The organism is Streptomyces sp. NPDC058697, from assembly GCF_042715345.1.
Lineage (GTDB): Bacteria > Actinomycetota > Actinomycetes > Streptomycetales > Streptomycetaceae > Streptomyces > Streptomyces liliifuscus.
Genome location: NZ_JBHXSU010000001.1, coordinates 547,935 through 560,297, shown reverse-complemented (window position 1 = coordinate 560,297; position 12,363 = coordinate 547,935). Strand labels below are relative to the sequence as shown.

Annotated in this window: 13 protein-coding genes; 6 read left to right on the top strand and 7 right to left on the bottom strand. The window is 69.8% G+C overall.

All coding sequences use genetic code 11. The features are described 5' to 3' along the window. Nucleotides 1-80 precede the first annotated feature (80 nt). From ACFWXQ_RS02450 to ACFWXQ_RS02435, 4 genes are all read right to left on the bottom strand, one after another. Nucleotides 81-1,352, bottom strand: coding sequence for a ricin-type beta-trefoil lectin domain protein (locus ACFWXQ_RS02450; protein ID WP_383951644.1), 1,272 nt, complete (start codon nucleotides 1,350-1,352; stop codon nucleotides 81-83). A gap of 226 nt (nucleotides 1,353-1,578) precedes the next feature. Beyond that, nucleotides 1,579-2,202, bottom strand: coding sequence for a VanZ family protein (locus ACFWXQ_RS02445; protein ID WP_383951641.1), 624 nt, complete (start codon nucleotides 2,200-2,202; stop codon nucleotides 1,579-1,581). Nucleotides 2,203-2,415: 213 nt separating this feature from the next. Then, nucleotides 2,416-3,066 (bottom strand): DUF4230 domain-containing protein, encoded by a 651-nt coding sequence (locus tag ACFWXQ_RS02440; RefSeq protein ID WP_383951639.1) that lies wholly within the window; start codon nucleotides 3,064-3,066, stop codon nucleotides 2,416-2,418. Next, nucleotides 2,951-3,379, bottom strand: coding sequence for a GMC oxidoreductase (locus tag ACFWXQ_RS02435; protein WP_383951676.1), 429 nt, complete (start codon nucleotides 3,377-3,379; stop codon nucleotides 2,951-2,953). The genes ACFWXQ_RS02440 and ACFWXQ_RS02435 overlap by 116 nt, the downstream gene beginning before the upstream one ends. Between ACFWXQ_RS02435 and ACFWXQ_RS02430 the strand changes: the two genes are divergently transcribed. Both ACFWXQ_RS02430 and ACFWXQ_RS02425 read left to right on the top strand, forming a co-directional pair. Then, nucleotides 3,366-3,647: a hypothetical protein gene (locus ACFWXQ_RS02430; protein WP_383951688.1), complete on the top strand. Its 282-nt coding sequence runs from the start codon at nucleotides 3,366-3,368 to the stop codon at nucleotides 3,645-3,647. The genes ACFWXQ_RS02435 and ACFWXQ_RS02430 overlap by 14 nt on opposite strands. Before the next feature lie 11 nt (nucleotides 3,648-3,658). Further along, entirely contained in the window at nucleotides 3,659-4,297 is a 639-nt protein-coding gene (locus ACFWXQ_RS02425) for a hypothetical protein (RefSeq protein WP_383951637.1), read from the top strand. Nucleotides 4,298-4,341: 44 nt separating this feature from the next. Here ACFWXQ_RS02425 and ACFWXQ_RS02420 read toward each other — a convergent pair whose 3' ends face one another. Beyond that, nucleotides 4,342-4,950 (bottom strand): TetR/AcrR family transcriptional regulator, encoded by a 609-nt coding sequence (locus tag ACFWXQ_RS02420; RefSeq protein WP_383951634.1) that lies wholly within the window; start codon nucleotides 4,948-4,950, stop codon nucleotides 4,342-4,344. A 100-nt stretch (nucleotides 4,951-5,050) separates the two neighbouring features. Between ACFWXQ_RS02420 and ACFWXQ_RS02415 the strand changes: the two genes are divergently transcribed. After that, complete coding sequence (locus ACFWXQ_RS02415) at nucleotides 5,051-5,980, top strand: oxidoreductase (RefSeq protein ID WP_386267347.1); 930 nt, start codon at nucleotides 5,051-5,053, stop codon at nucleotides 5,978-5,980. Nucleotides 5,981-6,085: 105 nt separating this feature from the next. Beyond that, nucleotides 6,086-8,347, top strand: a complete 2,262-nt coding sequence (locus ACFWXQ_RS02410; protein WP_383955460.1) for an MMPL family transporter — start codon at nucleotides 6,086-6,088, stop codon at nucleotides 8,345-8,347. A 267-nt stretch (nucleotides 8,348-8,614) separates the two neighbouring features. Here ACFWXQ_RS02410 and ACFWXQ_RS02405 read toward each other — a convergent pair whose 3' ends face one another. Together ACFWXQ_RS02405 and ACFWXQ_RS02400 are read right to left on the bottom strand one after the other, a co-directional pair. Next, nucleotides 8,615-8,995 carry an anti-sigma factor antagonist gene (locus ACFWXQ_RS02405; RefSeq protein ID WP_383955463.1) on the bottom strand — a complete coding sequence of 127 codons (381 nt, stop codon included), beginning with the start codon at nucleotides 8,993-8,995 and terminating at the stop codon, nucleotides 8,615-8,617. A 186-nt stretch (nucleotides 8,996-9,181) separates the two neighbouring features. After that, nucleotides 9,182-9,610, bottom strand: a complete 429-nt coding sequence (locus ACFWXQ_RS02400) for a MarR family transcriptional regulator (protein ID WP_362076027.1) — start codon at nucleotides 9,608-9,610, stop codon at nucleotides 9,182-9,184. A gap of 105 nt (nucleotides 9,611-9,715) precedes the next feature. Here ACFWXQ_RS02400 and ACFWXQ_RS02395 point away from each other — a divergent pair, with 105 nt between their 5' ends. Then, a complete protein-coding gene (locus ACFWXQ_RS02395; protein WP_383955466.1) occupies nucleotides 9,716-11,173 on the top strand; it encodes an aldehyde dehydrogenase family protein in 1,458 nt (485 codons plus the stop codon). 57 nt (nucleotides 11,174-11,230) lie between these two features. Next, on the top strand, nucleotides 11,231-12,340 hold the full coding sequence (locus ACFWXQ_RS02390) for an NAD(P)-dependent alcohol dehydrogenase (protein WP_383955469.1): 1,110 nt from the start codon (nucleotides 11,231-11,233) through the stop codon (nucleotides 12,338-12,340). Nucleotides 12,341-12,363: the final 23 nt, after the last annotated feature.

Genomic DNA, 12,363 nt, shown 5'->3' with positions numbered 1-12,363 from the left:
CGGGTGGTGCTCCCGCACCGGCGGGTGGTGCTCGCGCACCGGCGGATAGCGGTTCCGCGTCCGTCAGTTGTTCCGTCCGGTCAGCCGACGGTCCACTTCTGGTTGGCTCCGCCCGAGCACGTCCAGATCTGGAGCCGTGTGCCGTTGGCGGAGTTGTTGCCCGTCACGTCCAGGCACTTGTTGGCCTGTGGATTCACGATGTCGCCTGCCGCGCTGACCACCCAGCGTTGATTGGCCCCGCCCCCGCAGTCCCAGAGCTGCACGGTCGAACCGTCGGCCGTGCCGTTGCCCGTGATGTCCAGGCACTTGCCCAGCGCCCGGATCGAGCCGTCGGAGGCCACGGTCCACTGCTGGGCGGCTGAGCTGTTGCAGTCGTAGAGCTGAACGGGCGTGCCGTTGGCGGAACTGGCGCCCGCCACATCGACGCACTTGCCCGCGAGCCCCCTGATGGGCGCACCGCCACCGGAGCCATCGCTGGTCGTCACCTTCACCTCGTCCACGACGAGTTGCTGCGGGAACGAGGTCGAGCCGTCCGGGTCGCCCGGCCAGTAGCCGCCCACCGCGAGGTTGAGGATCAGGAAGAACGGCTTGTTGAACACCCACTGCCTGCCGCCCAGATCGGCCGGGGTGCGCCGCTGGTAGACATTGCCGTCGACGGACCAGGTGACCGCGTCGGGGCTCCAGTCGATGGCGAAGGTGTGGAAGGCGTCCGCGAAGGCCTGGCCGCCGGGCAGCGAGTAGGCGGCGCCGATGCCGCCCGAGCCGGAGTAGCCGGGGCCGTGCAGGGTGCCGTGGACCGTCGAGGGCTCGAAGCCGACGTTCTCCATGATGTCGATCTCGCCCGAGTTGGGCCAGCCGACCTGTCCGATGTCGTTGCCGAGCATCCAGAAGGCGGGCCACATGCCCTGCCCGCGCGGGACCTTCAGCCGGGCCTCGACCCGGCCGTACGTCGTCGTGAACTTGCCCGCCGTGTTGAGGCGGGCCGAGGTGTACTCACAACGCCCGTACCAGCACTGGTAGTTGTTCGGGTTCTCGCGGCGGGCCGTGATCACCAGGTGGCCCTGGCCGTCCAGGGCCGCGTTGTTGGCGCCGGCTGTGTAGTACTGCCGCTCGTGATTGTTGACGTTGTCGCCGGTCTCGATCTGCCATTTCGAGGAGTTGACGGCCGAACCGGCGGCTCCGTCGAAGGTGTCCGAGAACGTCACGGCCGCGGCGGCCTTCGGCTCGGGGGCCGCCTGCCCGGAGGCAGCCTGCCCCGCATCCGCGTGCGCGGGCAGAACCGCGGCGGATGCGAGGAGTACGGCGGACAGGGCGGCGAGGAGGCATCTGCGGAGCAGGCGTGGGGAGTCCACGACTCTCCCTTCCGTACGGCGATCCCTGTGGGGGATGGGTGCCGACTGAGGTGGGGGGTGCGCGCTTCGACTCTTGATTTAAGAGGTGAGGTAAGGGGACGTCAAGACTTTGGTACGTACCATTCCTTCACAACTTGACGTTCACTCCCACGACTTCACGCCTTCAAGCTCCCGTGCCGCCTCGCACCGGGCTCCCGTGCGTTCACACCTTCAAGGCTGCGGGCCTTCACGCCTCCGAGTTCTTGCGGCGGCGCTTGCGCGGATGCACCGCGCGGTTCAGCCGGCGGCCGAGGAGCAGGTAACCGACGAGCGCCCCGCTGGTGTTGAGGATGACGTCGTCGACGTCGAAGGCGCGTCCGGTGATCACCGCCCCCTGTACCAGCTCGACCATCATCATCACGGCCGCCGTCAGGAGGAGTACTCGCAGGATCCCGCGCGCCTTGGGGACCAGGACGGGCAGCAGCACCCCGAAGGGGATGCCGAGGACGAGGTTGCCGCCGATCTGCTTGAAGGCGTCGCGCAGTTCGGGCTGGTCAAGATAGGCGCGAAGGGAACGGCCCGGATGCAGGTTGCTGTGTGTCAGCGCCTCGGAGGCCGGCGACGGCTGCAATGTGATCTGGGCCAGCGCGGCGGCGAAGGCCACCATGGCCGCGAAGGCGATGAGCATGACCAGGAACCGTACGACAAAGGGAAGTGGTCGTCGTTCGCCCGGAGCCGTCGACGAGCGGGGGTCGGACTTGGCGTCGGCAGGGCGCGACTTCTTGGTACGAGGGCTGGTCTTCTTGGCGCCGGAATGAGATGTGGAACGAAGGCGTAGTGCGATGCGCGGGCGTGACACTGCGCGGGCCATTCAACCCTCCAGTTTTCAACTGTCGTCCGATGACAGGCGAGTACCCCCGCAGGGGCCGAAGATGCCGACGACATGTGTGCCGGGCCTGAACCGCCGATCGCCCCGGCTGCACTGTGCTGCCGGGGCGATCGGTGTGCTCGGGCCGGAGGGGCGACGGTGGCGTCGACGAGCGTGCGCGGGCCGAGGTCACGGGCCCAGGTCATGGGCCGAGGCTCATGACCCGTACGTCACCTTCACCTCCTTGAAGCCCAGGGAGCCGAGCAGCCCCTTGAGCATTGCGGTGGTGTTCTCCTCGGCGCGGGCGGTCAGCTCGGTCTTCTTCGCGGCGTCACCGATGTGCCGGGCGGCGAGCCGCTGGACGGCCCGCTCGTCGTTCGGGTTGTCCGAGAAGACGTCGCCGAGCCGGTCGAGGAGACCGCGCTGCTTGGAGACGGCGTAGGACTGGTCGGGGTCGAGCGCGGGCTTGCCCAGGGCTGCGTGGGGGAGCCTGAGCGTGGCCGACGTGCGGTCCTTGTTGACCTTCACGTCTTGGTCGCGGATCTTTCCGAGGTCGACATAGGCGTCCACGGTGCCCGCGCCCACATACAGGGTGCGGGTGCCTCGGACCGCGTCCGGCAGGTACTTGGTGTCCTTCTCCAGATCCACCACCACCTGGAAGTTGCCCGAGGCGGCGTCGTAACGGCTCATGTCCTGAATGGACTTGAGGAGTGTGGGTCCTGTCCGGTCGTGGGTTTCCTCGCGGAAAACGTCACGCAGCCCGGGCAGCAGGCTCAGCTGCAGCCCGGCACCGAGTATCACCAGAACCAGCACGACCGCGCTCAGGATCTTGGCCCATCCGGGCATGCGCTTCAGGGACGTCGTCATGTGGCCGTCCTCCTTCCTCCTTCCTAGTGCCCCTCAAATCCCCGGCCAGACAGGCGTGTTGGCCGAATGGTTGACTGCGTAAGGACCTCGGTGAATTCCTGGTGCGAGGGCTGTTGCCCGGGACGCACCACGAGCTACGGACAGCCGCACAAGGAGTCTCCCGCCCGCCGGGACCGGGAGGCGGGTGCTGTCGACCGGCGCGACCCGCGGCCGGTGTCCGTTGCGGCCGGCCGGCGAGGACCTCGGGGACGATCGACGCGTCTGCGACCCGTAGCCCGCTGACTCCCTTGACCGCGCCGATGGAATCGACCACGGCCCACGGGTCCCCGGGCGAGCTGCGCAGTTCGGCCTTCCGCTCGTCCCACTCCACCCGGAGCGCGCGCAGGCCCCGCTGTGCGGCGTCGAAGGTGTCGCCGACCACCGCGATGCCCTCGTCGACCGGGACCACCGCCCTCGCACCCGATCAGCCTGTACCGGCCCGCATCCTTTGGACGTACGTCGTATCGACGACCGGCGAGCCGGTTTTCTACCAGCTGGTGGTGGGCCGTACCGGGGGCTTCCTGGTGTGTTGGCCCTGGTAGAACAGTGGTCGATGGGTGTCCGGGAGCGTGAGCGCAAGGTGTACAGGCCGCTGTGGCGGGCCGGCCTGGAGGTGATCCCGGACGCCGTGCCGGACGGCACGATGCCGTTCGTCCTCGGATACGGCGCCGAGGACGTGACCGGCGGCTTCTCCCACCGGTACGACACCCCGCGGCTCGTCGAGCGACTCAATGCGGACTGGTACGACCTCGCCGTCTCCTCCGGTCTTCTCGATCACCGGCGCGAGTTCCTCGTCCAGCTTCCGCAGGGCACCCGGACGCACCGGGCCGCCCTGCGGTACCTGCACGGCGGCGGCCACGCCGCGCCGGCGGTCTGGACCCGGGTCCGGCTCCTGGAGCGCTGGGACATCATGGGCCGGGGGGCGGCATCGGCGTTCCTCGGCGTGCACGCGGGCCACCCGGGCTTCGCCATGATGGCCCTCGACGCGAGCGTGTACGTTCGTGCCTCGACGGGCGAGACCGGTGTCGACGTGCTCGTGGTTCGCCACCCGGACCGCTCGGAGAACATCCTGCGGCACCTGGAGTGGATCACGCTTCACGACAGCCCCTACGCCCACCGCGAGTTCAAGGAACGGATCGCCGCTTGGCTCGCCGGGCGAGCAAGGAGCGCCGTCAGCCCTTCAGAGCGCTGACGACGCGGATCACGAACGTCGTACGGGGGAGTCCGGACGTCCGGTCAGGGTGGCCCGTCCGGTGCGCAGCCTCGCAGGATGAACGCGATCACCTCGTCCAGCCCGTCTTCCGCGAACCCCTGGGGGAGCATGCCGGTCGCGGCCAGGTCGGCGTAACCGTGCAAGGTCGCGAAGACCGGGACGCCGATGCGCTCGACGGGTCCCTCGCGCACCTCACCCCGGCGCTGCCCCTCCGCCACCAGCTGCTCGATGTGCTCCGACCAGCGCCCGGCGGCCTCCAGCAGGGCGTCGGACGCCTGCGGGTCGCACTCGATCGAGTACATCAGGCCGAGCAGCACGGGATTGTCCAACCCGAAGCACACATACGCGCGGACCACCGCCTCCAGCCGCTTGCGGCACGACTCCCCCGCGTCGGCCTGTGACGCCGTCATGGCCTCGGTCATCCGTTCGTAGCCGGTCAGTGCGAGCGCGTCCAGCAGTGCCTGCTTGTCCTTGAAGTGGCGGCTCGGCGCGGCATGGCTGACGCCGAGGTCGCGGGCGAGTTCGCGGAGCGACAGCGCGGCGGCCCCCTTCTCCCGGAGCGTCTCTTCGGCGCGGGCCAGCAGGGCGGCTCGCAGGTCGCCGTGGTGATAGGGGCGAGGGCGGGTCTCCATGGGGGGCAGTGTATCGGTCATGTTTGTCTCGCCTACATTGTTGACGGCGCCACCATTGTTGACATTGACAGCATTGTAGCCGCTGCCTACATTGACTGGCATGACTACTGCACTCAGCGCCGCACGCGGCACGTGGAACGCCACCGACCTCCCGGACCTGAGCGGTCGCACTGCCGTCGTTACCGGCGCCAACAGTGGTATCGGCATCGCCACCGTCGAGGCGCTGGCAGCCGCGGGCGCCCATGTGGTGCTCGCAGTGCGGGACCCCGAGCGCGGCGAGGCCGCCGCCGTGGGCGTGCCCGGCAGCGTGGAGGTGCGCCCGCTCGACCTGGCCGACCTCGCCTCCGTGCGCGAGTTCGCCGCCACCTGGAGGGGCGGTCTGGACCTGCTCGTCAACAACGCCGGCGTCATGAACACCCCGGAGTCCACCACCAAGGACGGCTTCGAGACGCAGTTGGGGACCAACCACCTGGGCCACTTCGCCCTGACCAACCTGCTGCTGCCGCACATCACCGACCGGGTGGTGACCGTGTCGTCCAGCGGGCACAAGATGCCGGGCACCCCGCGTATCCACTTCGACAACCTCAACCTCACCGGCGAGTACGACCCGGTGAAGGCATACAGCCAGTCCAAGCTGGCCAACCTGTTGTTCACGCTGGAACTCCAGCGCCGCCTCACCGCATCCCACTCGTCCGTACGCTCCCTGGCCGCGCACCCCGGCTGGGCCGCCACGAACCTGCAGAGCCAGGACGGCAGCGCGCTGCGCCGCGCCTTCATGTGGGTCCGCAACCGCACCCTGGCCCAGGACAACAGGGCCGGCGCTCTGCCGACCCTGTACGCCGCCGTCCAGGACCTCCCCGGCGCGAGCTATGTGGGCCCGGACGGCTTCGGCGAGATGCGCGGCGCCCCGACCCTGGTCGGCCGCTCCCCGGCGGCCGGCGACCCGGCGACGGCCAAGCGTCTGTGGACGGTCTCCGAGGACCTGACCGGCGTCACCTTCCCGCAGCCGGCTGCGGTCCCCGGACCGTAAGGGCACCGCGTCCCACGAACGTCGAATCCCGAACGTCGAATCCCGAACGTCGAACCCCGAACCTCGAACCCCGAACCCCGAACCCCGAAACGAAAGAGACCTGCCGTGGCGAAACACTTGTACGCGCTGGGACGTTGGGCGGCGCGCCGTCGGGGCCGGGTGCTCGCGGTGTGGGTGCTGCTTCTCGCGGTCGCCACCGGCCTGGGCACCGCCCTCAGCGGAAAGGTGACGACGCAGTTCTCGGTGCCGGGCATCGAGTCGCAGCAGGCCCAGGACCTGCTGAGGGAGAAGTTCCCGCAGGCTGCCGGCGGCACCGCCCGGGTCGTGTTCGCCGCACCCGAGGGCGCGAAGCTCACCGGCGGGACGGAGCAGCGCGCCATCACCGCCACCCTTGAGGAAGTCGCCGCGGTGCCGGGGGTGGTCAACGTCTCCGATCCGGCGAAGACCGGCGCCCTGTCGGAGGACCGTGCCATCGGCTACGCCGACGCGGTGTTCGACAAGCCGGCCGACAACGTGCCCCAGTCCGCCAAGGACCGGCTCGACGACGCCCTGGACCCGGCCAGGAAAGCCGGCCTCGACGTCGAGTTGGGCGGCACCGTGTCCACCCCGCCGTCCGAGGTCGGCGGCCCCGCCGAGGTCGTCGGCGTGGTCGTGGCCTTCGTGGTGCTCGCGCTGGCGCTCAGCTCACTCGTGGCGGCCGGGCTGCCCCTGCTGACGGCCCTCGTCGGCGTCGGGGTCGGTGTGATGACCGTCCAGTTCCTGTCCCGCTTCATCGAGATGACGAACACCGCGACCGTCCTCGCGCTGATGATCGGCCTGGCCGTCGGCATCGACTACGCCCTGTTCCTCGTCTCCCGCCACCGCGAACAGCTCGCCGATCCCGAGCAGGACGTGTCCGACTCGATCGCCCGCGCCACCGCGACGGCGGGCAGCGCCGTGACCTTCGCGGGCGTGACGGTCATCATCGCCCTCACCGCGCTCGCTACGACCGGCATCCCCTTCCTCACCGTGATGGGCCTGGCCGCCGCCGGGACCGTACTCCTCGCGGTCCTGGTGGCCCTGACCCTCGTACCGGCTCTGCTCGGCTTCCTCGGCGAGCGCCTGCGTCCCAAGAGCGGACTCAAGAGCGGCCCCAACAACGCACGGCCGGGGGCGAGTTCACCGCAGACCAGGACAGCCGGCCGCGAGCGCCGGCCCGGTGTCTGGGGTCTGGCCTGGGGCCGCCTCATGACGCGCTTCCCCGTCCCGGTCCTGGTCGTGAGCGTCCTCGGGCTGCTCGCCCTCGCCGTGCCCGCCGCCGGCCTGCGCCTGGGACTGCCGAGCAACGAGACCCAGCCCACCGCGAGCACCCAGCACCAGAGCTACGAACTGCTCACCAAGGGCTTCGGTCCGGGCTTCAACGCGACCCTCGTCGTTGTCGTGGACGGCACGCACGTACCGGCCGCGCAGCGCGAGACGGTCGTCAAGCAGGTCGCCGACACCGTCGGCGAGGACCCGGACATCGCGACCGTGGCCCCGCCCACGGCCACCGAGGACGGGGCGATCACCGTGCTCGGCCTTGTGCCGAAGACCGGCCCCGACGACCAGAGGACCACCGACCTGGTGCACCGGCTGCGCGACCACGCGGTGACTCCGGTGACCGACGCGGGCGGCAGGGCGTACGTCGCGGGCGCTACCGCCGCCGGGATCGACGTGTCGGCGAAGCTGGCCTCCGCGCTGCCGCTGTTCATTACGATCATCGTCGTGCTCGCGCTGCTCCTGCTGATGCTGGCCTTCCGCTCGATTCTGGTGCCCCTCAAGGCAGTTCTCGGCTTCCTGCTGTCCATCGCGGCCAGTCTGGGCGCCGTCGTGTGGGTCTTCCAGGACGGTCACCTCTCCGGACTGTTCCAGGTCGCGGCGGCGGCACCGGTCGCGAGCTTCGTTCCGGTCCTGCTGATCGGTGTCCTGTTCGGCCTCGCGATGGACTACGAGGTGTTCCTGGTCAGCCGGATGCGGGAGCACTTCCACCACCACCGGGACGCGCGGGCCGCGGTCGAGCACGGCGTGGAGCGCAGCGCCCGGGTCGTCACGGCGGCGGCCCTCATCATGGCGGCCGTCTTCGGCGGCTTCATCTTCAACCACGACCCGACGGTCAAGTCGATCGGCTTCGCGCTGACCATCGGCGTCCTCATCGACGCCTTCGTGGTCCGCCTCACGATCGTCCCCGCGGTGCTGAGCCTTCTCGGCCGCCACGCGTGGGCCCTGCCCAGGTGGCTGGACCGGGCCGTCCCGAACGTCGACATCGAGGGCGACTCCCTGCCACCGCGCCGCGCGGCCGGGCAAGCGGCTCCTGCCGCCCCCGAACCGGTGCCGGCCGAGAAGGGATGACCAGCCGCAGCGATACGTGAACGCCGGTGCGGGCCGTTCACGGAGAGCCGCCCGCACCGGCGTTCGTGACTCACGGGCCAGCTGTTGCCGGAAGCCTTGGGGCGGGGGCTCGACATCGCCGAGCGCTACTGGCAACTGCACACGCAGCCGCGTTACTTGTGGGACCGCGGGGCGCTGCACGTCGGCCGTTCCTGACGACCCGCTGCGACGTGGGCAGGACGGTCGGAGCCGGTCAGGTCACCAAGATTTTGAAGTGGCGGCGCGCTGTCATAAGGACTCCGAGGCGGCCTCGGGCTGCCCGAGGACCTCGTCCATGCTCGACAGCGGAGGCAGCACGTCGTCGAGCCCGGTCACGTGCAGGATGCGCAGGGTCAGCGGGTGGGTGCAGACCAGATGCAGCCGCCCGCCGCGGGCGAGGATCCGGCGCCGGGCCCGGTACAGCAGGCGCAGGCCCGAGCAGTCGAAGAACTCGATGTGCCGCAGGTCGAGCACGACCCGCGCGTCAGGGTGTCCCGTGGCCGCGTCCAGGGCCGGGACGATGTCCAGCGCCGCGATGATGTCGATCTCTCCGTGGAACTCCAGCACGGTGTGCCCGCGGTCCTGGTGGACACGCAGATGAGGAGTGAACGGCGCGGACTCGTTGCGCACGACGACATCACCTCCAACAGGGTCACCGGGGGCCAGGGTGACGTCGTTCCGTGAGCGTAGACGCGGCCATGTGCGGCTGGCGTCCGCCAAACCGTTCCCCACTCAGCAAGTTACCCTCGATGGGGTGAATTTCAGCATGTTCGATTGACATATGTCTTCGATTTAAAGGACGTGTCGCCGTCAGTTTCAGGACAGCGACTGCCACGCCTTCGACAGCGCCTGCCGGAACTGGTCCGTCTGGTGTGCCGTGAGATCCCGGACCATGCGCTCCTCCAGCTCCCGCACGGGCTCGGCATGCCGAGCGAGCACATCGCGGCCAGACTCGGTGAGGAGAATCAGCAGCTCGCGGCGGTTGCGGGGATTGCGCTCGCGCCGTACGAGACCGCGGGTCTCCAGCGACCGGATCACATCGGCCACGGACTGCGCGGTCACGAACGAGTCGCGTGCGAGCTGCGCCGCGGACAGGCCGTCGTGCCGCTCCAGGACGGTGAGCGAGGTGTACTGCAGTGCGGTGATCCCCGTGGGCTTCAGTAACTCGTCGAGGTGGGACCGCACGACGAGTTCCACCTGCTTGACCATGTACAGGAGCGATGGGGGTGCCTTGGTGACGACCATGCGTTCAGCCTAGGGCATTGACAGGAAACCTGTCTGTAAAGAGACTGCGAACCAACAGGAATCCTGTTGGTTGAAATCTTGGCGATCGAGGCTGAGGAGTGGGCAATGACGACCACCTTCGAGAGCGGGCCCGGGCAGCTGTTCATCGGTGGACAGTGGCGCGAGGCGGCCGACGGAGCGCGTACGGACGTGTTCGATCCGTCCACCGGCCAGGTGGTCACGACGGTGGCGGAGGCCTCGGCCACCGACGTCGACACGGCCGTACGCGCCGCGCGGAAGGCGTTCGACAGCGGACCGTGGGCCACGATGAGCGGTCGTGAGCGCGGCCGGGTGCTGCACCGCGTCGCCGAACTGATCCGGGAGAACGCGGACGAGATCGCGGCCCTGGAGAGCCTGGACGTCGGCAAGCCGATCACGCTGTGCCACGCGGTCGACGTGACGAACGCGGCCAACGACTACGAGTACTACGCCTCCCTCGCCTGGACCCTGGACGGCGCGACCCGGGACACCCCGCTCAACGGCCTCGCCTACACCAGGCCCGGCCCGATCGGTGTCGTCGCCGCGATCACACCCTTCAACTTCCCGCTGATCCTCGCGGGCTCGAAGATCGCCCCGGCGCTCGCGGCGGGCAACACGGTCGTGCACAAGCCCGCCGAGGAGACCCCGCTCAGCGCCCTCTACATGGCCGGTCTGCTCCAGAGGGCGGGCGTCCCGGACGGTGTCTACAACGTCGTCACCGGTACGGGACCGGTCGCGGGAGAGGCGCTCCTGCGCAACCCCGGCGTCGACAAGATCGCCTTCACCGGATCGACCGCGGTCGGCCGGCATGCCGCGAGCGTCGCGGGCGAGGGACTGAAGTCGGTCACCATGGAACTCGGCGGCAACGCGGCGCACATCGTCTTCGAGGACGCCGACGTCGAGAAGGCCATCGGCGCGGTCATCAAGGGCTTCGTCTTCAACACCGGCCAGTTCTGCATGGGCGGCCCGCGCCTGCTCGTCGCGCGCCCGCTCTACAACACCGTGGTCGGCATCCTCGCCGACGCCGTCCCCGGAGTACCGGTCGGCGACCCCCGGGAGCCCGAGACCGTCGTCGGGCCGATGGCGGGGGAGAAGCACCTGAAGAAGGTCGAGGAGTACGTCGAACTGGCCCGCAAGGAGGGCGGCCGCATCGTGTGCGGCGGTGAGCGCCTCGACCTGAACGGCGGCTTCTACTACAAGCCCACGGTCATCGCGGGCCTGTCCAACGACTCCCGGGTGGTCCAGGAGGAGATCTTCGGCCCGGTCCTCACGGTGCAGCCCTTCGACTCCGAGGACGAGGCCGTCGAGCTGGCCAACTCCACGCCGTACGGCCTGGCTTCGGGACTGCAGACCACCGACCTCGCCCGCGCGCACCGCGTCGCCGACCGGCTCCAGGCAGGCATCGTGTGGGTCAACGACTGGGCGATGCTCGACCCCGCGGTGCCCTTCGGAGGGGTCAAGGCCTCCGGCTTCGGCCGTGAGTACGGGCCCGAGGCGCTCGCCTCCTACACCAAGGTCAAGTCCGTCGTCATCTCGTTCGACTGAGCGCCCCGCAGCCGGGCTCACCCCTTCAACTCACCCTCATCCAAGGGAGTTCGCAGTATGTCCACCACCACCCGCGCAGCCGTGGTCGAGTCCGGGGGAGCGCCCTTCACCCTCGCCGACGTGGAGCTCGACGAGCCCCGCGCCCATGAGGTCCTGGTCCGCATCGTGGCCGCGGGCCTGTGCCACACGGACCTCGGGGTCGCGAGCGGCGGCCTGCCGTTCCCGCTGCCCGGCGTACTGGGCCACGAGGGCGCCGGGATCGTCGAGGCCGTCGGCCCGGACGTCGCGGGCGTCGAACCCGGCGACCACGTCGTGCTGTCCTTCACCTCCTGCGGCTCCTGCCGCAACTGCCGCGACGGCCACCCGGCGTACTGCGCCGCCTGGTTGCCGCTGAACCTCCTCGGCGGACGCCGCGCCGACGGCTCCGCCACCATCAGCCGTGACGGGGCCCCGCTCGGCGGCCACTTCTTCGGCCAGTCCTCCTTCGCCGAGCGGGCGTTGGTGGACGAGCGCAGCCTCGTCAAGGTCGACAGGGACATCCCGCTGGAGTCCCTGGCACCGCTGGGCTGCGGCGTACAGACAGGGGTGGGCGCGGTCTGGAACGTCCTTGAACCCCGTACGGGCGACACGGTCGTGATCCTGGGCGCCGGCGCGGTCGGTCTGTCGGCGGTGATGGCCGCGGCACTGACGCCCGCGACCACGGTGATCGCCATCGACAAGGTCGTCGAACGGCTCGAACTGGCAAGGGAGTTGGGCGCCACCCACACCGTGAACGCCAACGAGGCGGACATCGTCGAGGCGGTCCGGCTGATCACGGGCGGGGCGGGGGCCGACGGAGTCGTCGAGACCACCGGCAACGTCATCGTCCTGCGCAAGGGCGTGGAAGCGCTCGCCGCTCGCGGTACGGCGGTGATCGTCGGCGCCCCGCCCTTCGGTTCCGAGGTCGCCCTGGACGTCAACGGCATGCTCGGCGGCAAGCGACTGGTGGGCCTCACCCTCGGCGACCAGGAGACCCAGACCGCGATCCCTGCCCTGGTCAAACTGGTCCGCGAGGGCCGCCTGCCACTGGACCGGCTGATCAGCACCTACGCCTTCGAGGACATCGGCCAGGCGGTCCAGGACATGAGCGCGGGAAAGACGATCAAGCCGGTACTCACGTTCGCATAGGGGCGTGGCCCCGTCAGGGGCGC

What these genes read in the sequence shown, in the direction of transcription:
- ACFWXQ_RS02395 (WP_383955466.1), top strand. Translation starts at nt 9,716, where the DNA reads ATGACGACCACCTTCGAGAGCGGGCCCGGGCAGCTGTTCATCGGTGGA.
- ACFWXQ_RS02420 (WP_383951634.1), bottom strand. Translation starts at nt 4,950, where the DNA reads ATGGAGACCCGCCCTCGCCCCTATCACCACGGCGACCTGCGAGCCGCC.
- ACFWXQ_RS02445 (WP_383951641.1), bottom strand. Translation starts at nt 2,202, where the DNA reads ATGGCCCGCGCAGTGTCACGCCCGCGCATCGCACTACGCCTTCGTTCC.
- ACFWXQ_RS02390 (WP_383955469.1), top strand. Translation starts at nt 11,231, where the DNA reads ATGTCCACCACCACCCGCGCAGCCGTGGTCGAGTCCGGGGGAGCGCCC.
- ACFWXQ_RS02425 (WP_383951637.1), top strand. Translation starts at nt 3,659, where the DNA reads ATGGGTGTCCGGGAGCGTGAGCGCAAGGTGTACAGGCCGCTGTGGCGG.
- ACFWXQ_RS02440 (WP_383951639.1), bottom strand. Translation starts at nt 3,066, where the DNA reads ATGACGACGTCCCTGAAGCGCATGCCCGGATGGGCCAAGATCCTGAGC.
- ACFWXQ_RS02415 (WP_386267347.1), top strand. Translation starts at nt 5,051, where the DNA reads ATGACTACTGCACTCAGCGCCGCACGCGGCACGTGGAACGCCACCGAC.
- ACFWXQ_RS02400 (WP_362076027.1), bottom strand. Translation starts at nt 9,610, where the DNA reads ATGGTCGTCACCAAGGCACCCCCATCGCTCCTGTACATGGTCAAGCAG.
- ACFWXQ_RS02430 (WP_383951688.1), top strand. Translation starts at nt 3,366, where the DNA reads ATGGAATCGACCACGGCCCACGGGTCCCCGGGCGAGCTGCGCAGTTCG.